Annotated in this window: 18 protein-coding genes; 6 read left to right on the top strand and 12 right to left on the bottom strand. The window is 65.8% G+C overall.

Going from position 1 to position 26108, the window contains the following annotated elements; all coding sequences use genetic code 11:
• Window positions 1-160 precede the first annotated feature (160 nt).
• The 11 genes from purH to E3U47_RS15400 form a co-directional block, all read right to left on the bottom strand.
• Complete coding sequence (gene purH, locus E3U47_RS15450) at window positions 161-1768, bottom strand: bifunctional phosphoribosylaminoimidazolecarboxamide formyltransferase/IMP cyclohydrolase (protein ID WP_134692530.1); 1608 nt, start codon at window positions 1766-1768, stop codon at window positions 161-163.
• Between the two features lie 76 nt (window positions 1769-1844).
• Window positions 1845-2165 (bottom strand): DNA-binding transcriptional regulator Fis, encoded by a 321-nt coding sequence (gene fis / locus E3U47_RS15445; protein WP_134692528.1) that lies wholly within the window; start codon window positions 2163-2165, stop codon window positions 1845-1847.
• On the bottom strand, window positions 2162-3175 hold the full coding sequence (gene dusB, locus E3U47_RS15440) for a tRNA dihydrouridine synthase DusB (RefSeq protein ID WP_134692526.1): 1014 nt from the start codon (window positions 3173-3175) through the stop codon (window positions 2162-2164). Before dusB ends, fis begins: the two co-directional genes overlap by 4 nt.
• 205 nt (window positions 3176-3380) lie before the next feature.
• On the bottom strand, window positions 3381-4688 hold the full coding sequence (locus E3U47_RS15435) for a DUF3426 domain-containing protein (RefSeq protein ID WP_134692524.1): 1308 nt from the start codon (window positions 4686-4688) through the stop codon (window positions 3381-3383).
• Window positions 4689-4730: 42 nt separating this feature from the next.
• The gene (gene prmA / locus E3U47_RS15430; protein WP_134692522.1) at window positions 4731-5609 is read right to left on the bottom strand and encodes a 50S ribosomal protein L11 methyltransferase; all 879 of its coding nucleotides are present in this window, start codon (window positions 5607-5609) and stop codon (window positions 4731-4733) included.
• Window positions 5610-5887: 278 nt separating this feature from the next.
• Window positions 5888-7243 (bottom strand): acetyl-CoA carboxylase biotin carboxylase subunit, encoded by a 1356-nt coding sequence (gene accC / locus E3U47_RS15425; protein ID WP_134692520.1) that lies wholly within the window; start codon window positions 7241-7243, stop codon window positions 5888-5890.
• Between the two features lie 17 nt (window positions 7244-7260).
• Window positions 7261-7725, bottom strand: coding sequence for an acetyl-CoA carboxylase biotin carboxyl carrier protein (accB, locus tag E3U47_RS15420; protein ID WP_134692518.1), 465 nt, complete (start codon window positions 7723-7725; stop codon window positions 7261-7263).
• 99 nt (window positions 7726-7824) lie between these two features.
• On the bottom strand, window positions 7825-8277 hold the full coding sequence (gene aroQ, locus E3U47_RS15415; RefSeq protein WP_011535870.1) for a type II 3-dehydroquinate dehydratase: 453 nt from the start codon (window positions 8275-8277) through the stop codon (window positions 7825-7827).
• Window positions 8278-8455: 178 nt separating this feature from the next.
• Window positions 8456-10210 carry a protein-disulfide reductase DsbD gene (locus E3U47_RS15410; RefSeq protein WP_134692516.1) on the bottom strand — a complete coding sequence of 585 codons (1755 nt, stop codon included), beginning with the start codon at window positions 10208-10210 and terminating at the stop codon, window positions 8456-8458.
• 174 nt (window positions 10211-10384) lie between these two features.
• Window positions 10385-11164: a methyl-accepting chemotaxis protein gene (locus tag E3U47_RS25515; protein WP_372239512.1), complete on the bottom strand. Its 780-nt coding sequence runs from the start codon at window positions 11162-11164 to the stop codon at window positions 10385-10387.
• 1455 nt (window positions 11165-12619) lie between these two features.
• The gene (locus E3U47_RS15400; RefSeq protein ID WP_134692512.1) at window positions 12620-14236 is read right to left on the bottom strand and encodes a diguanylate cyclase; all 1617 of its coding nucleotides are present in this window, start codon (window positions 14234-14236) and stop codon (window positions 12620-12622) included.
• 249 nt (window positions 14237-14485) lie between these two features.
• Here E3U47_RS15400 and E3U47_RS15395 point away from each other — a divergent pair, with 249 nt between their 5' ends.
• The 5 genes from E3U47_RS15395 (at window position 14486) to E3U47_RS15375 (ending at window position 19441) form a co-directional block, all read left to right on the top strand.
• On the top strand, window positions 14486-15553 hold the full coding sequence (locus E3U47_RS15395) for a DUF2333 family protein (RefSeq protein ID WP_134692510.1): 1068 nt from the start codon (window positions 14486-14488) through the stop codon (window positions 15551-15553).
• 1 nt (window position 15554) lies between these two features.
• Window positions 15555-16091: an NUDIX hydrolase gene (locus tag E3U47_RS15390; RefSeq protein WP_134692508.1), complete on the top strand. Its 537-nt coding sequence runs from the start codon at window positions 15555-15557 to the stop codon at window positions 16089-16091.
• Between the two features lie 272 nt (window positions 16092-16363).
• Complete coding sequence (locus E3U47_RS15385) at window positions 16364-16735, top strand: translation initiation factor Sui1 (protein WP_023631654.1); 372 nt, start codon at window positions 16364-16366, stop codon at window positions 16733-16735.
• 152 nt (window positions 16736-16887) lie between these two features.
• The gene (speA, locus tag E3U47_RS15380; protein WP_134692506.1) at window positions 16888-18801 is read left to right on the top strand and encodes an arginine decarboxylase; all 1914 of its coding nucleotides are present in this window, start codon (window positions 16888-16890) and stop codon (window positions 18799-18801) included.
• A 184-nt stretch (window positions 18802-18985) separates the two neighbouring features.
• Window positions 18986-19441: a transposase gene (locus tag E3U47_RS15375; protein WP_134692504.1), complete on the top strand. Its 456-nt coding sequence runs from the start codon at window positions 18986-18988 to the stop codon at window positions 19439-19441.
• Window positions 19442-19557: 116 nt separating this feature from the next.
• On the opposite strand, the gene E3U47_RS15370 is transcribed toward E3U47_RS15375, so the two are convergent.
• Window positions 19558-20895, bottom strand: coding sequence for an MATE family efflux transporter (locus E3U47_RS15370; protein WP_134692502.1), 1338 nt, complete (start codon window positions 20893-20895; stop codon window positions 19558-19560).
• Between the two features lie 190 nt (window positions 20896-21085).
• Here E3U47_RS15370 and E3U47_RS15365 point away from each other — a divergent pair, with 190 nt between their 5' ends.
• Window positions 21086-25990, top strand: a complete 4905-nt coding sequence (locus E3U47_RS15365) for an alpha-2-macroglobulin (protein WP_134692500.1) — start codon at window positions 21086-21088, stop codon at window positions 25988-25990.
• Window positions 25991-26108: the final 118 nt, after the last annotated feature.

Here is a 26108-nt window from a genome sequence, read left to right as displayed (position 1 = left end):
GAACGAGAGGCAACACCCCTCGCTGTACGAGGTCGCAATGAAGCAGGTAGATGCAAGGCGGGGACGGTTCCGATGAGCGCAGTTGCCTTATGGCAATGAGCATCAGCGGAACCGGCCCCAACGCAGCAGATGCCTGCTTCAGTGCGGCCGATTGCCATAATCAGTGGCGGAAGTGGCGCATGCCGGTGAAGACCATGGCGATACCGGCTTCGTCGGCGGCGGCAATCACCTCGGCATCACGCATCGAGCCACCCGGCTGGATCACGGCGCTGATACCCACTTTAGCCGCGTTGTCGATGCCATCTCGGAACGGGAAGAACGCATCCGACGCCATGACCGCGCCCTGCACCTGCAGGCCCGCGTGTTCGGCCTTGATCGCGGCAATGCGCGCGGAGTTGACCCGGCTCATCTGGCCGGCGCCGACACCGATGGTCTGGCGCTGCTTGGCGTAGACGATGGCGTTGGACTTGACGAACTTGGCCACTTTCCAGGCGAACACCAGGTCGTGGATCTCTTGCTCGGTCGGGGCACGCTTGGTGACGATCTTCAGGTCATCGGCGCTGATCATGCCGATATCGCGGCTCTGCACCAGCAGGCCACCGTTGACGCGCTTGAAGTCCCAGCCGCCAGCGCGCTCGGCTGGCCACTCGCCGCATTCCAGCAGGCGCACGTTCTGCTTGGCGGCAACCACGTCGCGAGCGGCCTGGGAGATTTTCGGGGCGATGATCACTTCGACGAACTGGCGCTCGACGATGGCCTGGGCGGTTTCGCCGTCCAGTTCGCGGTTGAAGGCGATGATGCCGCCGAAGGCCGACTCGGTGTCAGTGGCGTAGGCCAGGTCATAGGCCTTGCGGATGCCGCCTTCGTCTTCAGGCACGACCGCCACGCCGCATGGGTTGGCATGCTTGACGATGACGCAGGCCGGCTTGACGAAGCTCTTCACGCACTCCAGCGCGGCGTCGGTGTCGGCCACGTTGTTGAACGACAGTTCCTTGCCCTGCAGCTGCACGGCGGTGGAAATGCTGGCTTCACCTTTCTTGGCTTCGACGTAGAACGCCGCGCTCTGGTGCGGGTTCTCGCCGTAGCGCATTTCCTGGGCCTTGACGAACTGGCTGTTGAAGGTGCGCGGGAACTCGCTGCGGTCTTCGGTGGACAGGGTGTCCTTGGCCTGGTCGATGGTGCCCATGTAGTTGGCGATCATGCCGTCGTAGGCGGCAGTGTGCTCGAACGCCTTGAGCATCAGGTCGAAGCGCTGGGCGTAGGTCAGGCCGCCGGCCTTCAGGCCTTCGACGATGCCGGCGTAGTCGCTGGCGTTGACCACGATGGCGACATCCTTGTGGTTCTTCGCCGCCGAGCGGACCATGGTCGGGCCGCCGATGTCGATATTCTCGATGGCGGTCGGCAGGTCGCAGCCTGGCTTGTTGATGGTGGCTTCGAACGGATACAGGTTGACCGCAACCAGGTCGATCGGCTTGATGCCGTGCTCGTTCATGATGGCGTCGTCGGTGCCGCGACGGCCGAGGATGCCGCCGTGGATCTTCGGATGCAGGGTCTTGACCCGGCCGTCCATCATTTCGGCGAAGCCGGTGTAGTCGGCCACTTCCACCGCGTTGACGCCGTTGTCCTTGAGCAGCTTGTAGGTGCCGCCGGTGGACAGGATCTCGACACCGAGCAGTTGCAGCTCACGGGCGAATTCGAGGATCCCGGTCTTGTCGGAGACGCTGATCAGGGCGCGGCGGATCGGCAGGCGGGTAGTCTGGTCGGTCATTTCAGATTCCATAACGCGGTGGAGTCAGCAAAAAAGGCGCCTCGTGACGAGCGCCTTTTTGGTTGGGGTTCTGGCCTTACAACAGATCGTACTGCTTGAGCTTCTTGCGCAGCGTGCCTCGGTTGAGCCCGAGCATCTCGCTGGCCTTGGTCTGGTTGCCCTTGACGTAGTTCATCACGCTTTCGAGCAGCGGCGCCTCGACCTCCGAGAGCACCAGGTTGTACACGTCCGTGACGGTAGCGCCTTCCAGGTGGGCGAAGTAGTTGTGCAACGCCTTCTCGACGCTGCCGCGCAGGGTCTGGCCCTCCTCGCTCGGCGTGTTCAGGTGCTGCTTGAGGTTGACGTTGTCGCTCACGGGCGTTGTTCCACTCACTAATGTCTCGGTCATCATCGTCATGCGGCCACCCCTTGTTCGTCCTCTGTCCCAAGGCTCTGTCGACGTTCGGCGAAAAACGCCTGAACGTTGGCGCACTGCGCTTGTGTATCTTGCAAAGCGTTGAACCGGCTGCGGAACTCCTTGCCGCCGGGTCGGGTCGCCAGGTACCAGCCAACGTGCTTGCGGGCGATACGCACGCCCATCACATCGCCATAAAAGGCATGCAGCGCGGCCAGGTGTTCCAGCAGAATGCGTTCCACTTCGTCCAGCGCCGGGGCAGGCAGGTGCTCGCCCGTGCGCAGGTAATGCTCGATCTCGCGGAAGATCCACGGCCGCCCTTGGGCGGCACGGCCGATCAGCAGGCCGTCGGCACCGGTGGCATGCAGCACCGCCCGGGCCTTTTCCGGCGAGGTGATGTCGCCGTTGGCGAACACCGGGATCGACACCGCCTGCTTGATCGCCGCGATGGTGTCGTACTCGGCGTCACCGGTGTACAGGTCGGCGCGTGTGCGGCCATGCACCGCCAGCGCCTGGATGCCGGCCTGCTCGGCGATCCTCGCCACATCCAGGCCGTTCTTGTTCGCCCGGTCCCAGCCGGTGCGAATCTTCAGGGTCACCGGCACGTCCACGGCGCCGACGACGGCATGGAGGATCTCGCTGACCAAGGCTTCATCTCTCAATAAAGCAGAGCCGGCGGCCTTGTTGCAGACTTTTTTCGCCGGGCAGCCCATGTTGATGTCGATGATCTGCGCGCCCGCGGCGACGTTGGCGCGCGCGGCCTCGGCCATCATCTGCGCGTCGCCGCCGGCGATCTGTACCGAGCGCGGCTCGGGATCGTCTTCATGGATGCGCCGCAGGCTCGACTTGCGGCTGTTCCACAGGCGCATGTCGCTGGAAACCATCTCCGACACCACCATGCCCGCCCCGAGGCGTTTGCACAGGGTACGGAAAGGCTGGTCCGTGACACCGGCCATGGGGGCCAGGATCAGGTTGTTCTGCAGTGTGTAAGGGCCGATGCGTACCGCCGACATAGGTGTTCCCTGTTGTGGGGCCGAATCATTGGAGTTCGAAAAAGGGTTGGCATGATACCCGCTCTCGATGACCGGATAAAGATGAATCTGGATAAAATCTGAACAGTTGCGGCGTTATGACGCCCAGTGCCAAGCGGCAAGCTTCAAGCTGCAAGAGGCCTGCAGGCAGGCTTTTACTTGCGGCTTGAAGCTTGCCGCTTGTCGCTTACTCCGGCGAGCGGAAGCTCAGGCTGTAGTTCACCGCCTTCGGCCCGGGGTCGAGGATATCCAGGGCGATGTGGATCGGGGTTTGGCTGGGCATCTCGCCGCGGCCGGCCAGTTCGCCCGACAGGTATTCGCTGGGCTTGAAGCGGCGGCTGGCGATCAGCTGGCCGCTGAGGTCGGCGAAGCGCAGTTCCAGCAGCGGGAAAGGCTGGGCGAACGGAGCGCGGTTGTAGATGATCGCATCGACGATCAGCGCGCCCTTGAAGTCGGGGTGGCTGCGCACCACCAGGTTGCTGCTCTTGATCCGCGAAATGTCGACGCGGGTCGGCACCTGGCAGCCGAACATCGGGCACAGTTGCTGGAACCACGGGCGGTACTGGTCCTGGCGGGCCATCTCGTCGAAGTGGTACCAGACGTACTGGAACGCCAGCAGGCCGGCGGCGAGCAGGGTCAGCACGCCCCACAGCAGGCGCTTGCCCCAGTTGGGCGCGGGCTTTTCCCAGCCCAATTGCAACGGGTCGTCGACCACGTCGATCAGCGGCTCCTTGCGCGGGCGCTCGGCCTTTGCTACCGGGCTCGGCGCCAGGCGCACCTCGGCTTCGTCCTCGTCGCGGGCGGATAGACGTTCGCCGCGTACATCGTCGTCCAGGGCCGACAAGCCCCGTTCTGGCACGGGGTCGTCGTGGTTGGAGAGGGGCGGGTTGTTTAAATCGCTGTCGGCCGACGGATGGCGCACGGACGGTTCGTCGTCCAGGTCCAGGTCGGTGGCGCCGAGGGTCGGCTCCGTGCGCGCGTCGACGACGGGTTCCAGGTCCAGCGCCTCTTGTTCGAGCAGTACCGGCGCCTCCTCGGGTTCCGCTGCGGGCTCGGGACGCTCGTCGGTTGCGGTGCCGAATGGTTTGGCGTCGGCTTCGTCCGCGCCCTGGTCGTCACGGCGGGCCTGCAGCACGCCTTGTGCAGGCGCCTGGCGGCGGTCGCCGGGGCTGCGGCGTTCGAGGCGCGCCAGTTCCTGGTCGAGGTCCAGTGCGTCCAGCTGCTCGGCGGTGACGGCCCAGTCCTCTTCGCTCATCGGCGCCCGCTCGCTGGCCACCGGCGCCGGCGGCTCGCTGGGCGGCTGCACGGTTGCTGGCGCTGGCGGCTCTACAGGCTGCCCGCCGGCGCGGTTCTGCTCCAGCAGTTGCTTGGCCGCGTTGAACACCTGCAGGCAGTTGCCGCAGCGCACCACGCCGCGCGCCACGCTCAACTGGTGATGAGTGACGCGAAAGCTGGTCTGGCAATGCGGGCACTGGGTGACGAAACTGTCGGTCATGCGGCGATCCGGAGGCTGGGCAGGTGTTGAGTCTAGGCGCGCTTAGCGGCGGCGACCACTGATGCGTACCCAGCCGTCGCGCACGACGATAGGGTCCAGGTCGAAGTCGGCGGCGTAGGCGGCTGCCACTTCCTCGCCCTGCTCGGCGAGGATGCCCGACAACGCCAGCAGGCCACCGGGGCGGACCAGGCTGGACAGTTGCGGCGCCAATGCCACCAGCGGGCCGGCGAGGATGTTGGCGACCAGCACGTCGGCCTGCATGGCCGGCATCTGTTCGGGCAGGTACAGGTCGAACTTGTCGTCGGCGATACCATTGCGCTGGGCATTGTCACGGGAGGCCTCGATGGCCTGCACGTCGATGTCGGTGCCGACCGCCTGGCGGGCGCCGAGCAGCAGCGCGGCGATGGCCAGGATGCCCGAGCCGCAGCCGAAGTCCAGTACCTGGGTGCCTTGCAGCTGTTGGCCGTCGAGCCACTCCAGGCACAGCGCGGTGGTCGGGTGGGTGCCAGTGCCGAAGGCCAGGCCCGGGTCGAGCAGCAGGTTGACCGCATCTTTTTCCGGGGCTTCGTGCCAGCTTGGCACGATCCACAGGCGCTGGCCGAAACGCATGGGCTGGAAGTTGTCCATCCAGCTGCGTTCCCAGTCCTGGTCCTCGATCACCTCGGCTTCATGTTCGGGCAGCTCGGTTCCTGTCAGCAGGCGCAGGTGGGCGAATACCTGCTCAGGTTCGGCGTCGGCCTCGAACAGGGCCAGCAGGTGAGTGTGCGACCACAGGGGGGTGGTGTTGAGGTCCGGTTCGAAGATCGGCTGGTCTTCGGCATCCATGAAGGTCACCGAGACGGCCCCAACTTCCAGCAGGGCGTCTTCGTAGGTTTCGGCTTGTTCCGGGCTGATGGCCAGGCGTACTTGCAGCCAGGGCATGGCGGGCACCTTTGGTAAATCGACAGGGGCAGCCCGAGGCTGCGCGAAAAGGCCGCCAGTTTACGCGAGTGTGGGGGGTTTGTAGAGAAGCCAGAAGGTGGCAGGGTCTTGTGTAGGAGCGGCCTTGTGCCGCGAAAGGACTGCGGAGCAGTCCCAAGGTTTCAATGTGGGGCATGGATTCGCGGCGCAAGGCCGCTCCTACACGGGGCCTTGCAAGCCTGGGGGCAATAAAAAACCCCGGCGCTGGGCCGGGGTTTTTCTGCATCACGCTAACGCGATCACTCCTGGTTGGCCAGTTTGTGCTCGAGGTAGTGGATGTTGACGCCGCCTTTGCAGAAACCTTCATCACGCACCAGGTCGCGGTGCAGCGGGATGTTGGTCTTGATGCCGTCGACGACGATCTCGTCCAGGGCATTGCGCATGCGCGCCATGGCTTCGTCGCGGTCCTTGCCGTAGGTGATCAGCTTGCCGATCAACGAATCGTAGTTCGGCGGAACCGAGTAGCCGCTGTACAGGTGCGAATCGACGCGCACGCCGTTGCCGCCCGGGGCGTGGAAGTGCTTGACCTTGCCTGGGCTCGGGATGAACTTCTTCGGGTCTTCGGCGTTGATCCGGCACTCCAGCGAGTGGCCACGGATGACCACGTCTTCCTGGCGGAACGACAGCTTGTTGCCAGCGGCGATGCTGAGCATCTCCTTGACGATGTCGATGCCGGTGACCATTTCCGAGACCGGGTGCTCGACCTGGACGCGGGTGTTCATCTCGATGAAGTAGAAGCGGCCGTTCTCGTACAGGAACTCGAAGGTGCCTGCACCGCGGTAGCCGATTTCGATGCACGCGTCGACGCAACGCTTGAAGACTTCCTGACGGGCCTTCTCGTCGATGCCCGGAGCCGGGGCTTCTTCCAGTACCTTCTGGTGGCGGCGCTGCAGCGAGCAGTCACGGTCGCCCAGGTGGATGGCGTTGCCCTGGCCGTCGGACAGCACCTGGACTTCCACGTGACGTGGGTTGGTCAGGAACTTCTCCAGGTAGACCATCGGGTTGCCGAAGGCGGCACCGGCTTCGGTGCGGGTCAGCTTGGCCGAGGCGATCAGGTCCTCTTCCTTGTGCACCACACGCATGCCGCGACCACCACCGCCACCGGCGGCCTTGATGATCACCGGGTAGCCAACCTCACGGGCAATGGCCAGCGCGGTTTCTTCGTCTTCCGGCAGCGGGCCGTCGGAGCCCGGTACGGTCGGTACGCCCGACTTGATCATCGCGTCCTTGGCCGAGACCTTGTCGCCCATCAGGCGAATGGTGTCGGCTTTCGGGCCGATGAAGGCGAAGCCGGACTTTTCCACCTGCTCGGCGAAGTCGGCGTTTTCCGCGAGGAACCCGTAGCCTGGGTGGATGGCGGTGGCGCCAGTCACTTCGGCAGCGGCGATGATCGCTGGAATGTGCAGGTAGGAATCCTTGGACGATGCAGGGCCGATGCAGACCGACTCGTCTGCCAGGCCCAGGTGCATCAGTTCACGGTCGGCCGTGGAGTGCACGGCGACGGTCTTGATGCCCAGCTCTTTGCAGGCACGCAGGATCCGCAGGGCAATTTCCCCGCGGTTGGCGATCAGAACTTTTTCGAGCTTCCCAGACATCGTTGGCTCTCCGCGAATCAAACGATGGTGAACAGCGGCTGGTCGAACTCAACCGGCTGGCCGTCTTCCACCAGGATGGCGTCGATCACACCGCCGATGTCGGCTTCGATGTGGTTCATCATCTTCATGGCTTCGACGATGCACAGGGTGTCGCCTTTCTTCACGGCCTGGCCCACTTCAGCGAAGTTCGGCGAGGTCGGCGATGGCTTGCGGTAGAAGGTACCGACCATCGGCGAGCGGATCACGGTGCCTTTCAGCGCTGGGGCGGCAGCTTCAGCGGCTGGCGCGGCAGCGGCGGCGACCGGGGCGGCAGCGGCAACCGGAGCGGCCATCGGTGCTGGGGCGGCGAAGTACTGGGCGCCGGCCGGGGTCTTGCTGTGACGGCTGATGCGAACGGACTCTTCGCCTTCCTTGATCTCCAGTTCGTCGATGCCGGACTCTTCCAGCAGTTCGATCAGCTTTTTGACTTTACGGATATCCATTAATCAGCAACTCCCAAGGTTCGGTCGGGGACGTAATTTAAAACGTGTCGAAAACGTTTCTGCCGGACCTCGGCCCATTGGGGCCAAGGCCTTGTGTCATCAGGGCTGTGCGTTGGCAGCCAGGTGTTCCAGCGCGGACTCCAGGGCCAGCCGGTAGCCGGTGGCGCCCAGGCCGCAGATCACCCCTACGGCGACATCGGAAAAGTAGGAGTGGTGGCGGAACGGTTCACGCTTGTGCACGTTGGACAAGTGCACTTCGATGAATGGGATGCTCACCGCGAGCAACGCGTCACGTAATGCGACGCTGGTATGCGTGAAAGCGGCCGGATTGATCAGGATGAAGTCCACGCCTTCGTTGCGCGCGGCGTGGATCCGGTCGATCAATTCGTATTCGGCATTGCTCTGCAGGTACTGCAGATGGTGGCCGGCGGCGCGGGCGCGCTGCTCCAGGTCCTGATTGATCTGGGCGAGGGTGGCCGCGCCGTAGTGGCCCGGTTCACGGGTGCCGAGCAGGTTCAGGTTGGGGCCGTGCAGCACCAGTAGGGTTGCCATCTGCGGTTCCTTGGTTTTTGTAGGGCAATTCGACATAGCGCGGCGACTATGCCGGAACGGGCGCTGGGTGTCCAGTTCCCGGCAATAGCCAGCACGATGTCCGAGATTCGCGCAAAGTATGTGACTGGATGATTAACTTTGGTCACCGGATTGCCGATTTTTCCCAGGCTGCGGGAAGTTATAGACCGAGTTGGCCGCGCACGCGGGCCAGTACCTGGGCAAAATCGCCGGCGTTTATCTCGCCGATCACCCGATCGCCAGTCATTTCGCTGCCGTTCGCCGCAAAGAACATCAGCGCCGGCGGGCCGAACAGCTGGTAGCGATCGAGCAGCGCGCGCTGCGCGGCGTCGCTCGCGGTGATGTCCAGGCGCAACAGGCGGAACGCGCCCAGTTGCGCTTGCACCGGTGGCGCCGTGAGCACGTCGTGTTCGATCACCTTGCAGCTGATGCACCAGTCGGCGTACCAGTCCAGCAGCACCGGCTGGCCGGCGGCCTTGGCCTCGGCCAGGGCGGCGTCGAGCTCGGCCGGGCTGGTGAGGGTCTGCCAGGCATCGGCCTTGGCCACGGCAGCGGTGCCGGCCACGGGTGGCGGTAACGGCCGCAGGGGATCGCCCTGGCCGCTCAGGGCACCGTACCAACAGGCCAGGGCATAGACCAGCAGCGCCAGGCCGAGCAGTTGCGCCAAGCGCTCGCGCGCAGGCTTGACCACGAATTCCAGGGCGCCGAGGAACAGCGCCACGCCGGCGGCCAGCAGGCCGATCAGCAGCAGCGTGACCGGCCCTGGCAGCACCCGGCTGAGCAGGCCGATGGCCAGGCCCAGCAGCAGCACGCCGATGGCGTTCTTGACGGTATTCATCCACGGGCCGCTCCTGGGCAGCCAGGCCGCGCCACCGGTCGCCACCAGCAGCAGCGGGGCGCCCATGCCCAGGCCCAGAGCGAACAGCTTGAGCGCGCCGCCGAGGGCATCGCCGCTGGCGCTGATGTACAGCAGCGCGCCGGCCAGCGGTGCCGACACGCAAGGCGACACCAACAGGCTGGACAATACGCCGAGGATCGCCGCGCCCAGCAGCGAACCGCCTTGGGTGCGGTTGGCGACCTTGTCCAGGCGGGTGCTCAGGGCCTGGGGCAGCTTGATCTCGAACAGGCCGAACATGGCCAGGGCGAACAGCACGAAGAACGCCGCGAACGGCACCAGCACCCAGGCCGACTGCAGCCGTGCCTGCAGGTTCAGGCCGGCGCCGAACAGCCCCATCAGCGCGCCGAGCACGGCGAAGCTGGCGGCCATCGGCAGCACGTATGCCAGCGACAGCGACAAGCCGCGCAGGCCGCCGACCTGGCCGCGCAGGACCACGCCCGAGAGGATCGGCAGCATGGGCAGCACGCAGGGGGTGAAGGTCAGGCCGACCCCGGCGAGGAAGAACAGCGCCAGGGATTTCCAGCTCCAGCCCTGCTCGGCGCCGCCCGGCTGCGCCGGGCCGTCGCCGCCGATGCCCAGCCGCTCGGTTTGCGGCGGGTAGCACAGGCCCTTGTCGGCGCAGCCCTGGTAGCCCACCAGCAAGGTGAAGGCGCGCGGGTCGTTGCGCGGCAGCTCGATGTCGAGCACGCCGTGGTAGACCTCGACATCGCCGAAGAACTCGTCGTGCTTGGCTTCGCCCGCGGGGATGTGTGGCGTGCCCAGCTTGATGTCTGCCGGTTCCGTGCGGAACTGCAAGCGGTGGCGGTACAGGTAGTAGCCGTCGGTGGCGACGAAGCGCAGCTTGACGGTGTGGGCGTCGGCCTGGACCAGGCTGAGCTTGAAGGCCTCGTGCACCGGCAGGAATTCGGCGCTGTTGCTGACGGCGCCGAGGGTGGCGCTGGGGCGGTTGTCGAGCAGGCCCGTGGCGAACACGGGGCTGGCCAGCAGCAGGAACAACAGGAAAAACAGGCGGCGCATGACGGACTCGCGAGGTGGAACCTGGCGGCATGATAGCGGAGTTGGCCGAAATTGGGGCCGCTGCGCGGCCCATCGCGACACAAGGCCGCTTCTACAGGGGAGCGCGGTTTCCTGTAGGAGCGGCCTTGTGTCGCGATCGAGGGCAGAGCCCTCGCAATCCAGGCCATGCCGATGTCATAGCCTGAACGCCCGCACTGCCGTATTCAACTCGCCCCCCAGCTTGAGCAACTGCTCGCCCTGCTGGCGTCCTTCGCCGATGCGTTGCAGGTTGTCCTCGCCCAGCGCGTGAATGCGCTCGCTGTGATCGCGAATCTCGCTCACCGCGCCGGTTTGCTGGGCGGTCACCTCGGCGATGCGCAGCGCGGTCCCGGCGATAGTGCCGATGGCGTTGACGATCGCCTCCAGCGCGCCATCGGCCGACTGCGCCTGGCTGGCGGTGGCCTCGGCATGCTCCAGCTGCGTGCGCATGCCGTCCACCGAGTCGCGTGCGGCCTGTTGCAGGCGGTCGATCAGGGCCTGGATCTCGCCGGTGGCGCCGGTGGTGCGCTGGGCCAGCGAGCGTACTTCATCGGCGACCACGGCGAAGCCGCGGCCCATTTCGCCAGCCCGGGCGGCCTCGATGGCGGCGTTGAGCGCCAGCAGGTTGGTCTGCTCGGCGATCGCGCGGATCACCGTGAGCACGCCGCCGATGGTGGCCGATTCCTCGGCCAGTTGTTCGATCATGCGCGCATTGCCCTGCACCTCGTCGACCAGGGCGCGCAGGCCGGACAGGCTCTGGCCGATCACCGTCTGGCCCCGTTCGACGGCCTGGCCGGCATCGCGGCTGGCGTCGGCGGCGGCGCTGGCGTCGCCGGCCACCTGCTGGATGGTCGCCTCCAGCTCGCCCAGGGCGTCGCGGATCTGCGCGGTGTCGCCGGCCTGGCGTTCGGCGCCGTCGTGCAAGGCGCTGCTCATGCCCGCCAGGGCGCGGCTGCTGCCGGCCACCTGTTCGGCGTTGCGGCGCAGGGTGCCGACCAGCTCCACCAGGTACTGGCGCAGGCGGTTGAGCGATTCCTCGATGTCATGCAGCTCGCGGTTGGTCCGGCCCAGGTCGATGGCATGGGCGAAGTCGCCCTCGGCCCAGCGCGACAGCGCCGGCGCCAGGCCGGTCAGGGTGCGGGCCAGGCGCCGTTGCAGGGTGTCGATGAGCAGGGCGATGAGCAGGATCAGGCCGATCATCAGGCCCTGCATGATGCGCACCTCTGCGGCGATCTTGCCGTGCTGGGCGCGTACCTGCGGCTCCAGGCCGGCGATGGCGTGTTGCACGGCCTCCAGGCGCTCGCCGGTGCTGGCGGCCAGGGCGGCGCGGCGCTCGATCTGCTCGCGGGTGCGCTGCAGTTCGGCGGGGTAGCGGCCCAGCAGGCTCTGCAGTTCGCGCTTGAGGCCGACGGCGACGTCCTCCTGCTGCTCGCTGGCCTGGGATTGCAGGCCCATCATGGCGGCGAAGTCGTCGGCATTGGACTCGGCGGCGCGGGTCACGCCCAGCAAGGGTAGGGCGTCGATCACCTGGGCCTGGGCGCGGATCGGTTGCAGCTCGCGCTCGACTTCGTCGGCCAGTTCCGCGCGCCCGCTGTTGACCAGCTTGTCACGGGCCAGCGCCAGCCGACCCAGGTGCACCGCGGCGTCGAGCAGCGGCGCCTGGTAGCGGGCGGCATCGCTGCTGCCGCTGTCGCGGGCGTAAGCCGACAGCTGTTCGAAGTTCGCTCCCAATTCACGTTCGGCCTGCAGCAACAGGGCTTGCGGGTCGCCTGCCAGCTTGCCGGCGGCGAGCAGTTCGTTGCCGGTGAAGGCCTGCAGGCTGTCCAGGCTCGGGCGCAGCTTGGCCGAAAGGTCCTCGGGCCAGTCCGCCAATGCCCCCTGGAGCTGCTGGGTGGCTTGCACTGCCGCGGAATGGCGCAGGGCATCGCCGCTGGCCAGGTATGCCTGGACGTTGCGCGCGGTGTCGTTCTGGAACTGTTGCGACAAGCCCAGGTAGCGCTCCATCAACTGGTAGGGGCGTTCCAGGGCGCGTTGCGACCACCACAGGGTCGCGCCCAGGGCGATACACACGGTCACCAGCAACAGGGTGTTGAAATTGGTCAGCCACTTCAGGCGCATAGCCGCGAACTTCCTGCGGGGGGAGGCGCCTGAAGTTATTGCCGTTTTGTGACGACGTGATGACGACGGCAGCTTGGCGCGATAAAAAAGTGGCACAGTGCCGGTATTGTTAGCCGGTTGCTGTCTGTAGGAGCGGCCTTGTGCCGCGAAAGGGCTGCGCAGCAGCCCCTGGATTTCAGCTACCAGGCAGAAATTGCCGGGGCCGCCTCGCGGCCCTTTCGCGGCGCAAGGCCGCTCCTACATATACACACACACACCGGCCCGTGTCGGCGGCTAAGGCTCGACCCTGACCACGCAATTGCGCCCGGCATGCTTGGCCCGGTACAGCGCCTCGTCCGCGGCGCTGGCCATGGTCAGGGCATCGAGCGCGTCATCCAGTTGCACCACCCCGGCGCTGAAGGTGCATTGCAGGTCATGGGGTTGCGCCGGGTAGTGGATCTCGGCAAAGCGCCGGCGGATTTCGTCGAGCACCTTGTGCGCGGCTGCAAGCCCGGTATTGGGCATGACGATGGCGAACTCCTCGCCGCCGTAGCGGCCGATGAAGTCGGTCTTGCGCAAGCGCTGCTTGAGGAACAATGCCAGGCTCTTGATCACCCGGTCGCCCATGGGGTGGCCATGGCGGTCGTTGATCTTCTTGAAGTGGTCAATATCGAGCATGGCGAAACTCAATGGCTGCGCTTCGCGCCGGGCGCGGAAGCTGCAATCCTCGAGCAATTGCAGGATATGGGTGTGGTTGTACAGCCCGGTAAGGCTATCGCGGACCATCCGCGCCTTGAGATGGCGGGCGCGGGCGGCGCGGTTGCGCACGGTGGTGACCAGGTGGCGGGCGCGGATCGGCTTGGTGAGGAAGTCGTCGCCGCCTTCGCTCATGGCATCGAGCTGCTTGTCCAGGTCGTCCTCGGCCGACAGGTAGATGATCGGCACGCTGACGTAGCGGTCGTTGTGGCGGATCACCTTGGCCAGCTCCGTGCCGGTGCAGGCGGGCATGTACATGTCGAGGATGATCAGGTCGGGCTGGAAGTCCGCCAGCTCGCTCATGGTGCGGATCGGCTCGGTGAGCGTGCGGGTGATGATCCCGGCGCTGTTGAGCAGGCGCTCGGTGTGCAGGGCCTGGGCGCGGGAGTCGTCTATCACCAGCACGCGAAACGGCTCGTACTGGGTGGCGCTGGTCAGCAGCTCGAGTTTTTCCAGCAGGCTGGAAGCATCCAGGGCGCCGGTGAGGAATTCCTGGCCGCCGGCGCGCACGGCGGCCAGGCGGGTCGGGGTGTCGGTTTCGTGGAGGCTGAAGAACAGCAGCGGGATGTGCAGTTCCAGCCCCTGCTGGGCCTGGGCCGCCAAGTGCAGGCCGAGGCCGGCGCCGGTGAAGTCGACGTCCATCACTATGGCCGACGGCAGGCGTTCGCTCATCGAGGCCTGGAACGCCTCGGCGCTGCACAGCGCCTGCACGCTCAGGCCAAAGAACTCCAGCTGCTGGGCCAGGCGCTCGGCGCGCTCGTGGTCCTGCAGGACGATATACACCGGCTTGCGCAGCGGTGGCAGGGGCACGTTGTCGAGCTGGTCGCCCTTGCGCAGGCCGGTGCGCGACAGGCGCTGCATCAGGCGGTTGAGTTCGCTGATCAGCTCCGAGTTGAGCCGCGCGCTGTTGGCTTCGATGGCGCGCAGGGTCTGGCCGATGGCCAGCGACAGGCTGCCGTGCTCGGGCTGTTCGAAGCGTTCGGCGTAGCGTTGCAGGCGCAGGTTGGCCTCGCACAGCTCGCCCAGGCCGCCGCTGGACCACTCGCCACGTTGCAGGCGCTGCCAGATTTCCAGGATCTGCCGGGCCTGGTGGATCACCCGCTGGGCAAAATGCTGCTTGAGGCGTTCGTGGCTGGGCTCGGCTGGCTGGGTCATGTCCTGACTACTTATAGGGGGGAGGGTGCAGGTTCGATGATGGCTCTATGCTAGCACTGCTTTCTGGCAAGCGAGTGCCTGGGGTCAACAAAGTGTTTACGGAATTATTATTCAGTTGCTGACCTGATGGTCGCTTATACGAATGGCGACGTCTGCTTTATAGTGCTTCCACGCGGGCTTGCCGTGGCACCCTGGCGTACGCCTGTGGTCCAAGCCCCTAACCGTCGTGATTGATCAAGGACAATTGCCATGCTGGATTGGAAAAACCGCGAGGCCAAGGCCGAACCCCGTGAGCGGGTCGACACCCGTGGCGCCGCCACCCGCAGCTATCTGGGCGGCCTGTGGAGCCGTGCCCTGGGTACGTTGATCGGCCTGTACCTGCTGGTGTGCATCGGCCTGGGTTGGTACTGGAGCCAGGAGCCGGCGCTGTTCCCGGTGCAGAACAACGCCCAGGCCGCCGCCGAACGCAACGGCCAGCAGATGGTGATTGGCTATACCACCGTCGAGACCCTCAAGACCGTGGCCAGCACCCTGCTCGACAAGCCTGGTGGCTATATTTCCAACGACCGTTTCCCGCCGGGCCTGTGGATGGACAACATGCCGAGCTGGGAGTATGGCGTGCTGGTCCAGGTGCGCGACCTGTCTCGTGCCCTGCGCAAGGACTTCGCCCGTTCGCAGTCGCAGTCCACCGAGGACGCCGACCTGGCCAAGGCCGAGCCGCGCTTCAACTTCGACAACAAGAGCTGGATCCTGCCCTCGAGCGAGTCGGAGTTCGAAGAAGGCATCAAATCGCTGACCCGCTACCAGACTCGCCTGGCCAAGGGCGACCAGGGCGCGATCTTCTATACTCGCGCCGACAACCTGAACAACTGGCTGGGTGACGTCGCCACTCGCCTGGGCTCGCTGTCGCAGCGCCTGTCGGCCAGCGTCGGCCGGGTCAAGCTGAACAACACCCTCAAGACCGAGTCCGTGGCCCCGGGCCAGGCGCCGCAGGTCGACGAGGAAGTGGTCGAGACTCCATGGCTGCAGATCGACAACGTGTTCTACGAGGCCCGTGGCCAGGCCTGGGCGCTGTCGCATCTGCTGCGCGCCATCGAGGTGGACTTCGCCGACGTGCTGGCGAAGAAGAACGCCACGGTCAGCGTGCGGCAGATCATCCGCGAGCTGGAAGCCTCGCAGGAAGCGCTGTGGAGCCCGATGGTGCTCAATGGCAGCGGCTTCGGCATGTGGGCCAACCACTCGCTGGTGATGGCCAACTACATCTCCCGGGCCAACGCCGCGGTCATCGACCTGCGCCAGCTGCTGTCCCAGGGCTGATATGCCGGTCAGTCCCGCCGAGGTCGCGCACCGCGCGGCCTCCGACGCCGAGCTGGTGGCCTGGGTCGATGAGCATGACCAACCACTCGGCGCCCTGCCACGGGCCGAATTGCGCGAGCGCGGCCTGATCGGGCGCTGCACCTTCATCCTGCTGTTCAACAGCGCGGGCGACTTGTGCGTGCACCGGCGCACCCTGAGCAAGGCGCTGTATCCCGGTTACTGGGATGTGGCAGCGGGGGGGATGGTCGGGGTTGGTGAAGGCTATGCCGCCTCCGCCGCCCGCGAGCTCGAGGAGGAGCTGGGCGTGAGCGGCGTCGAGCTGCGTTTCCACGAGACCTTCTACTTCGAGCAACCCGACAACCGGCTGTGGTGCGCGGTGTTCTCGGCCGTGTGGGACGGGCCGTTGTGCTTGCAGCCGGAAGAGGTCAGCGAGGCCAGGTTCATCAGCATGGAGCAGGCCGAGCAGGAGAGCGCGAAGCTTGCGTACTGCCCGGATTCGTTGGCGGCGTTGCAGCGCTACAAGGCCAGCCATGGGTGATGGTGCCCGGCCTGTTCGCCGGCAAGCCGGCTCCTACGGCGCATGATGACCCCGTAGGAGCCGGCTTGCCGGCGAACAATGGCCGCGAGGTCGCAAAACATTGGTAAATTGGCGCATTCCTGTACTTAGCAAGCGCCGGTTTTATCGTTACACTGCGCGCCCTTTTCGGGATGTCGCACAACCTTGCGGCAGTAGCGCCGCCCCTGCCAGAGTGGGGCTTCGCGGTCGGCTCCCGCCGACCAGTTTTTTGTCCTCGGCACAGAGGAACAAAAGTGGCCAAGAAAGCTTCTTCCTTTTCCGCCCTGGGCGGTCTCGTCTTTTCCACCGATGCCGGTCGGCACTGTCCCGACTGCAGCAAACCGGTGGACGACTGTATCTGCAAGCAGCAGGTCATCCCCGAGGGGGATGGCATTGCCCGCGTGCGCCGTGAAAGCAAAGGCCGTGGCGGCAAGACCGTGACCACCATCACGGGCGTCCCCCTGGCCCTGGAACCGCTCAAGGAGCTCGCCAGCACGCTCAAGCGTCGTTGCGGCACCGGCGGCGCGCTCAAGGATGGGGTCATTGAAATCCAGGGCGATCACGTCGAGCTGCTGCTCGCCGAGCTGATCAAGCAGGGTTTCAAGGCGAAGAAATCCGGCGGCTGAGTGTAGCTGCGCGATTTTTTGCCCAGCGCTTTCTAAACTCGTTCCCGTGGGCAGGGTCTATGCCTGACACGGAAGAATCGTCATTTTCAGTATTTACACTGCCAGCGCCCCGAGGTGGGGCAGTGTTTCGACTTTTCATACAGGGGACTTGAATGTCCGTACGACGCACACGCAAAGACGATGGTAGCCAATGGACCGTGGCCGATAGCCGCAGTGTTTACGGCATCCGCCATTGGGGCGCGGGTTATTTCGCCATCAATGAAGCCGGGCGCGTCGAAGTGCGCCCCAACGGACCGGCCAGCGCGCCGATCGACCTCTTCGAGCAGGTCCAGGAGTTGCGCCAGAGCGGCCTGTCGCTGCCGCTGCTGGTGCGTTTTCCGGACATCCTGCAGGACCGCGTGCGCCAGCTGACCGGTGCCTTCGACGCCAACATCGCGCGCCTTGAATACCAGAGCCAGTACACCGCGCTGTACCCGATCAAGGTCAACCAGCAAGAGGCGGTGGTGGAGAACATCATCGCCACCCAGAACGTCTCCATCGGCCTGGAAGCCGGCTCCAAGCCCGAGCTGCTGGCGGTGCTGGCGCTGGCGCCGAAAGGCGGCACCATCGTCTGCAACGGCTACAAGGACCGTGAGTTCATTCGCCTGGCGCTGATGGGCCAGAAGCTCGGCCACAATGTGTTCATCGTCATCGAGAAGGAATCCGAAGTCGCCCTGGTGATCGAGGAAGCCGCTGACCTCAAGGTCAAGCCGCAGGTGGGCCTGCGCGTGCGCCTGTCGTCGCTGGCCTCGAGCAAATGGGCCGACACCGGGGGCGAGAAGTCCAAGTTCGGCTTGTCCGCCGCCCAGCTGATCTCGGTGGTGCAGCGCTTCCGTGACGCGGGCCTGGACCAGGGCATCCGCCTGCTGCACTTCCACATGGGCTCGCAGATCGCCAACCTGGCCGACTACCAGCACGGGTTCAAGGAAGCCATCCGTTACTACGGCGAGCTGCGCGCCCTGGGCCTGCCGGTCGACCATATTGACGTCGGCGGCGGCCTGGGCGTGGACTACGACGGTACCCACTCGCGCAATGCCAGCTCGATCAACTACGACATGGACGACTACGCCGGTGTGGTGGTTGGGATGCTCAAGGAGTTCTGCGATGCGCAGGGCCTGCCGCACCCGCACATCTTCTCCGAGAGTGGCCGCTCGTTGACCGCGCACCATGCCATGCTGGTGATCCAGGTGACCGACGTCGAGAGCCACAACGACGAAGTGCCGACCATCGAAAACAAGGAAAGCCTGCCCGAGACCGTGCAGTGGCTGGCCGACCTGCTCGGCCCGACCGATATCGAGATGGTCACCGAGACCTACTGGCGCGCCACCCACTACATGGGCGACGTGGCCGCGCAGTATGCCGACGGCAAGCTGACCCTGGCCGAGAAGGCCCTGGCCGAGCAGTGCTACTTCGCCGTGTGCCGGCGCCTGCATAACTCGCTGAAGGCCCGCCAGCGCTCGCACCGCCAGGTGCTGGACGAGCTCAACGACAAGCTGGCCGACAAGTACATCTGCAACTTCTCGGTGTTCCAGAGCCTGCCGGACACCTGGGCCATCGGCCAGGTGCTGCCGATCATCCCGCTGCACCGCCTGGACGAAGAACCGATGCGTCGGGCAGTGCTGCAGGACCTGACCTGCGACTCCGACGGCAAGATCAACCAGTACGTCGACGAGCAGAGCATCGAGACCAGCATGCCGGTGCATGCGGTCAAGGAAGGCGAGGACTACCTGCTGGGTGTGTTCCTGGTCGGCGCCTACCAGGAAATCCTCGGCGACATGCACAACCTGTTCGGCGACACCGACTCGGTGAACATCTACCAGAACGCCGATGGCAGCGTGTACCACGCCGGTATCGAGACCCACGACACCATCGAGGACATGCTGCGTTACGTGCACCTGTCGCCGGAGGAGTTGATGACCCACTATCGCGACAAGGTCGCCAGCGCCAAGATCAGCGCGCGCGAGCGTACGCAGTTCCTTGATGCGTTGCGCCTTGGGTTGACTCGGTCTTCGTACCTGTCTTCGTAATCCCCGGGGCCGCTTTGCGGCCCTTTCGCGGCACAAGGCCGCTCCTACAGGGAGAATGCATACCCCTGTAGGAGCGGCCTTGTGCCGCGAAAGGGCCTTAGCAAACTCACAATCTGAAACGCTTTCTTCTAAAGCTGCCCCCCCATGCGGCTACCTTTGAATGCAAGGTTCAAAGGAGTGACGCATGGAGCATCAAGGCAACCACCGCCTGCGCATTGGACGCTTTTCAGAGGCTGGTCGTTCATACCTGCTTACGACCACTACCCGCAATCGCGCGCCACTGTTCGCTCACCTGCGCTTTGCCAGGGCAGTTATCCAGCAACTGCGCTTGAGCGAGCAGGAGGGCACTTGCCAGTCCTTGGCTTGGGTACTCATGCCTGATCACCTGCACTGGCTGGTCGAACTCAGACAAGGCAGTTTGAGCAGTCTGATGCGTGCGTTCAAATCCAGAAGCAGTTGCGCACTCTTTCGTGCCGGAACGGATCGTCAACGTGTCTGGCAGCCCGGTTATCATGATCGGGCTTTGCGTCGAGATGAAGACGTCAAGGCCGCTGCCCGCTACATCATCGCCAATCCTATTCGTGCCGGGCTGGTACGGCGTGCTGGCGAGTATTCACATTGGGATTGTGTTTGGCTGTGAGTCAGCTGGTGAGGGCTGCGCCCTCATTTCGCGACACAAGGCCGCTCCTACAGACGACCGCGATCTCCTGTGGGTACGGTCTTGTGTCGCGAAAGGGCCGCAACGCGCCCCCTGCTTCACCGAACCCAACGATCTCGCTGCTGCAACCGCCACCCGACCCATCCCAGCGTCCCCGCCCGCAACGCCATGAACCCCAGAAACGCCAACCACAACCCATGGTTGCCGAACCCACGCATGACAACCGCCACAGGCAACGCGATCACCACCGACACCAGCATCGCATTGCGCATCTCCCGCGCCCGCGTCGCGCCGATGAACAGCCCATCGAGCAGGTAGCTCCATACCGCCACCAACGGCAGCAGCGCCAGGTAAGGCAGGAAGGGATACGCCGCCGCGCGCACGCTGGCGATGTCGGTCTGCATATCGATGAATACGTGCCCGCCCAGCACGAACAGCACCGCGAACCCCAGGCTTACGATCAGCGACCAGCCACAGGCCACCACTAATGTACGCCGCAACGACTGGCGATCGCGGGCGCCGATGGCATGGCCGCACAGGGCCTCGACCGCATGGGCCAGGCCGTCGAGGGCATAGGCGGTGAGCAGCAGGCCATTGAGCAGCAGGGCGTTGGCCGCCACCGTGGCCTCGCCCAGGCGCGCGCCTTGCACGGTCAGCAGCAGGAACACCAGTTGCAGCGCCAGGCTGCGCAGGAAGATATCGCGGTTGACCGCCAGCAGCGGGCGCCAGGCCTGCCAGCGCTTGAGCGCGGCCCAGGCGGCATGCCCGGGGTAGGCGCGCAGCGCCGGACGGGTGAGGGCCAGGCCGAGCAGCGCGGCGCTCCATTCGGCGATCACCGAGGCCCGCGCCGAACCGACCACGCCCCAATCCAGACCGAGCACGAACCACAGGTTCAAGGCAATGTTCAACAGGTTGGTGGTCAACAGGATGGCCAGCGGCGCCCGGGCGTTCTGGGTGCCGAGGAACCAGCCGACCAGGGCATAGCTGGCCAGCGCCGCCGGCAGGCCGAGCAGGCGGGTGTGGAAAAAGGCTTCGGTCGATGCCTGCAGCGCCTCGCTCGGCTGCATGGCGTGCAGGGCGAGCTGGCTGAAGGGCAGGGCGAGCAGGCCGATCAGCACGGCCAGGCCGAACGCCAGTAGCAGCCCCTGGGCCAGCACCTGGCGCAGCGCGGCGCCATCGGCGCGGCCGGCGGCCTGGGCGGCAAAGCCGGTGGAACCCATACGCAGGAAACCCAGCAGCCCGACCATGAAGGTGAACAGCGTGGCGCCCACCGCCACCGCGCCCAGTTGGTGGGCATGGGGCAAGTGGCCGATCACCGTGCTGTCGACCAGCGCCACCAGTGGCACCGAGATGTTGGACAGGATCATCGGCGCAGCCAGGGCCCAGACCTTGCGGTGGGTGAGGCGGTCGCGCCAGGCGGTGGACAGTGACGACATGCAGGCTCCAGCAGGGTAATCGTGGGGCGTGGGAGCGGGCTTGCCCCGCGATTGCAAAACGATTGTACCGACCCGGCAACCAATCCGCGCGAACAGGGTCTCACTTGCCGCGCATCGCCAGGTAAGCCAGCAGCCGTTGCGCTATAGTTGCCCCTCCTCATGTACACGCTGCCGAAGAGTTCCCACTCAAATGCTCAACAAAGGATTGTTGCTGGCCTGCGCGCTGGCCTTGCTCAGTGCCTGTGATTCCTCCACGCCGGACAAGCCAGCGGCGCCGGCCGACGCCGCCACTGCCGTCGCGCCCGCCGAAACCAAGACCGCCAAGCGCGAAGACCCCGCCGTACTCGCCAAGCGCTACGCCGGTCGCGAGCTGACCGTGCTGGATGTCTCGGAAGTCCAGCTCGACGGAGCCAGCACCCTGTCGGTCAGCGTCTCCGCGCCGCTGGATGCCAACCAGGACTTCGCCGCCAGGCTGCACCTGGTCGATACCGTCAAGGGCAAGGTCGATGGCGCCTGGGAACTCTCCGACAACCAGATGGAACTGCGCCTGCGCCACCTCGAACCGCAGCGCAAGATGGTCCTGACCATCGACAAGGGCCTGCTGTCGGTCAACGGCAACACGCTCGCGGCCGAATCGGTCAGCCGCTTCGAAACCCGTGACATGCAACCTACCGTGGGCTTTGCCAGCCGCGGCTCGTTGCTACCCACGCGCCTGGCCGAAGGCCTGCCGGTGATCGCCCTGAACGTCGATAAGGTCGATGTCGAGTTCTTCCGGGTCAAGCCCGAGATGCTCTCGACCTTCCTGGTCAACTGGGGCCGCAACGCCAGCCTGTACTACTACCAGTCCAGGGAAACCCTGGACATGGCCGAGCTGGTCTACAGCGGCCGCTTCGACCTCAACCCGGCGCGCAACACCCGCGAGACCGTGCTGCTGCCGATCGCCGGGATCAAGCCTTTGCAAGAGCCGGGTGTCTACCTGGCGGTGATGCGTGCATCCGGCACCTATGACTACTCGCAGCCGGCGACCCTGTTCACCCTCAGCGATATCGGCGTGTCCGCCCACCGATACCGCGACCGCCTCGATGTGTTCACGCAGGCCCTCGAGGGCGGCAAGGCGCTCAACGGTGTCAACCTCGAGCTGCATGACGACAAGGGCAAGCTGCTGGCCCAGGCCAAGACCGACGGCGACGGCCACGCGCAGTTGCCGATCACCGCCAAGGCCGACACCCTGATCGCCACCCAGGGCGTGCACACCACCCTGCTGCGCCTGAACACCGCGGCCCTGGACCTGGCCGAGTTCGACATCACCGGGCCGCAGGCCAACCCTTTGCAGTTCTTCATCTTCGGCCCGCGTGACCTGTATCGCCCGGGCGAGACGGTGCTGCTCAACGGCCTGCTGCGCGACCAGGACGGCAAGCCGGTCAAGGCCCAGCCGGTGACCGTGGAAGTACGCCGCCCGGACGAGCAGGTCAGCCGCAAGTTCGTCTGGGAAGCCGACCAGAACGGCCTGTTCCAATACCAGTTGCAACTGGCCACTGAGGCCCCGACCGGCCGCTGGCAACTGCTGCTCGACTTGGGCGGGGGTCGCAAACAGGTCTACGAATTCCTCGTCGAGGACTTCCTCCCCGAGCGCCTGGCGCTGGAGCTCAAGGGCAGCGCCGCGCCGCTGACGCCGGAACAGACCGCCAGCATCCAGGTCAATGGCCGCTACCTCTATGGCGCGCCGGCCGCCGGCAATCGCCTCAGCGGCCAGGCTTACCTGCGTCCGCTGCGCGAAGCGGTGCCGGCGCTGCCGGGTTACCAGTTCGGCGCGGTCACCGAGACCGAGCTGAACCAGGACCTGGAACTCGACGAAATCACCCTCGACCAGAACGGCAAGGCGCGCATCGATATCGAGAGCCGCTGGAGCGAAGCCCGTTCGCCTTTGCAACTGACCGTGCAGGCCAGCCTGCAAGAGTCCGGTGGCCGGCCAATCACCCGCCGCCTGGAACAGCCGATCTGGCCTGCCGACCGTCTGCCAGGCCTGCGCGGCCTGTTCGACGGCGAGGAAACCGACAGTGACGCTCCGGTGCAGTTCGAGTTCCTGGTCGCCGACCGCAACGGCAAGAAGCTCGCCGCCGACAACCTGAAGGTACGGCTGATCCGCGAGCGCCGCGACTACTACTGGAACTACTCGCAGGGCGACGGCTGGAGCTACAACTACAACGAGAAGTTTCTCACCCAGGCTGAAGAAACCATCAGCGTGAAGGCCGGCTCCACCGCCAAGCTGAGCTTCCAGGTCGAGTGGGGCCCGTACCGCGTCGAGGTGGAAGATCCGCAGACCGGACTGGTTTCCAGCGCGCGCTTCTGGGCCGGCTACCGCGCCCAGGACAACGCCGAGGGCGGCGCCGTGCGCCCCGACCAGGTGAAGATCGCCCTGGACAAACCGGCCTACGCCGACGGTGCCACCGCCAAGGTCACCGTCACCCCGCCGGCCGCCGGCACGGGCTACCTGATGGTCGAGTCCGCCGATGGCCCGCTGTGGTGGCAGGAGATCGAGGTGCCCGCCGAGGGCAAGACCTTCGAGGTCGAACTGGACAAGAAGTGGACACGTCACGACCTGTACATCAGCGCCCTGGTGATTCGCCCGGGCGAGCGCAAGGCCAATGCCACGCCCAAGCGCGCCGTGGGCGTGCTGCACCTGCCGCTGAACCGCGCCGAGCGCAAGCTCGCCGTGACCTTGCAGGCGCCGGAGAAGATGCGTCCCAAGCAGCCGCTGACGGTGAAGTTCAAGGCCGCCAACGCCGATGGCAGCGTGCCCAAGCAGATCCACGTGCTGCTGTCCGCCGTGGACGTGGGCATCCTCAATATCACCGACTTCAAGACCCCCGACCCGTTCGCCAGCCTGTTCGGGCGCAAGGCCTATGGCGCTGACCAACTGGACATCTACGGGCAACTGATCGAAGCCGGGCAGGGGCGCCTGGCCAGCCTGGCGTTCGGCGGCGATGCCGCCATGGCCAAGGGTGGCAAGCGCCCCAACACCACGGTGACCATCGTCGCCCAGCAGAGCGTGCCGGTGACCCTGGATGACCAGGGCCAAGGGCAAGCCACAGTCGAGATCCCCGATTTCAACGGCGAACTGCGGCTGATGGCCCAGGCCTGGACCGAGGAACACTTCGGCATGGCCGAGGGCAAGACGGTGGTTGCCGCGCCGTTGATCGCCGAGCTGTCGGCGCCGCGCTTCCTTGCCGGTGGCGACCGCACCAACCTGGCGCTGGACCTGGCCAACCTGTCCGGGCGCGCCCAGCAACTGAGCGTGCAACTGGCTGGCGAAGGCCAGCTGAGCCTGGTCGGTGGCGCGCAGCAGAATGTCACCCTGGCCGAGGGTCAGCGCAGCACCTTGCTGATCCCGGTGCTGGCCCAGGGCGGCCTGGGCCAGGGCAAGGTGCGGGTACGGGTCGATGGCTTGCAACTGCCGGGCGAGCCGGGCACTGCCTTCGAACGTGAATGGACCTTGGGCGTGCGCCCGGCCTATCCGGCCATGCTCAAGCACTATCGCGTGGCCCTGAAGGACCAGCCCTGGAGCCTGCCGGACAGCGACCTGGCCGAGTTCGAGCCGGCCGGCCTCGAGGCCAGCCTGGCGCTGTCGAGCCGCCCGCCACTGAACCTCGCCGAGCAAATTCGTGCCCTCGAGGCCTATCCCTACGGCTGCCTGGAACAGACCACCAGCGGTTTGTACCCATCGCTGTACGCCGATGCCGACAGCCTCAAACGCCTGGGCATCAAGGGCGAACCGGCCGAGGTGCGCAAGCGCAAGATCGAGATGGGCATCGAGCACCTGCTGGGCATGCAGCGCTACAACGGCAGCTTCGGCCTGTGGAGCTCGGACAGCGAGGAAGAGTACTGGCTGAGCGCCTATGTCACCGACTTCCTGCTGCGTGCCCGTGAGCAGGGCTACGGTGTACCGGCCGAAGTCGTGAAGAAGGCCAGCGAGCGCTTGCTGCGCTACGTGCAGGAACGCAACCTGATCGAGGTCGACTACAGCGACAACGCCGAGCATACCCGCTTCGCCGTGCAGGCCTATGCCGGGCTGGTGCTGGCGCGCAGCCAACAGGCGCCGCTGGGTGCCCTGCGCAGCCTGTTCGAACGCCGCGCCGACGCCCGCTCCGGCCTACCGCTGGTGCAACTGGCGGTAGCGCTGGACAAGATGGGCGACAAGACCCGCTCGCAGCAGGCCCTGCAGGCAGGCCTCGCGGTCAGCCGCGGCAAGGGCTGGATGGCCGACTACGGCAGCGCGCTACGCGACCAGGCGCTGATCCTGGCGCTGTTGCAGGAGAACAACCTGGCCGGCAACCAGGTCGATCAGCGCCTGTTCGCCTTGTCCGATGAACTGGCGGCCAACCGCTGGCTGTCGACCCAGGAACGCAACGCGCTGTTCCTCGCCGGCCGTGGCCTGCTGGGCAAGCCGGAAGGCAACTGGAAGGCGCGCCTGGACAGCGCCGGCGAAGTGCGTGAATTCAACAACGGCGATACCGGCATGAAGCTCGAAGGCCCACTGTTGGCCGCGCCGTTGACCGTGCAGAACGAAAGCAGCGAGACCCTGTACCAGCAGCTAACCTTGTCCGGCTACCCGCGCCAGGCCCCGGCCGCCGCTGGCAACGGCATGGAGATCCGCCGCGAGTACCTGGGCATGAACGGCCAGGCCCTGGATGTGCGCAACCTGCGCAGTGGCGACCTGGTGCTGGTGCACCTGGCGCTCAAGGCCCAGGCCCCTGTGCCGGACGCCCTGGTGGTGGACCTGCTGCCGGCGGGCCTGGAGCTGGAGAACCAGAATCTGGCGCAGAGCGCGGCCAGCCTGGACAACGCCAGCAGCGCGGTGAAGCAGTGGCGCGAGTCGATGCAGAACGCCAGCGTGGTGCACCAGGAGTACCGCGACGACCGCTATGTGGCCGCACTCAAGCTCGACAGCTACGGCACTACCCACCTGCTGTACCTGGCACGCGCGGTGACCCCGGGCAGCTATCGCATTCCGCCGCCGCAGGTGGAGTCGATGTACCGGCCCAACCTGCAGGCGATTGGCGAAAGCCAAGGTGAAATGGTGGTGCGCGCTCGCTGAGTTCATGTGCCTTTTGTAGGAGCGGCCTTGTGTCGCGATAGGGCTGCAAAGCAGCCCCGGGGTATCAGCGTCGACGCAGAAATTTGCGGGGCCGCTGCGCGGCCCTATCGCGACGCAA

Origin of the sequence: Pseudomonas sp. RIT623 (assembly GCF_004519305.1) — a bacterium.
Taxonomy (GTDB): Bacteria; Pseudomonadota; Gammaproteobacteria; order Pseudomonadales; family Pseudomonadaceae; genus Aquipseudomonas.
The sequence above is the reverse complement of the archived record's forward strand: the minus strand, read 5'-3'. Positions and strand labels throughout refer to the sequence as shown.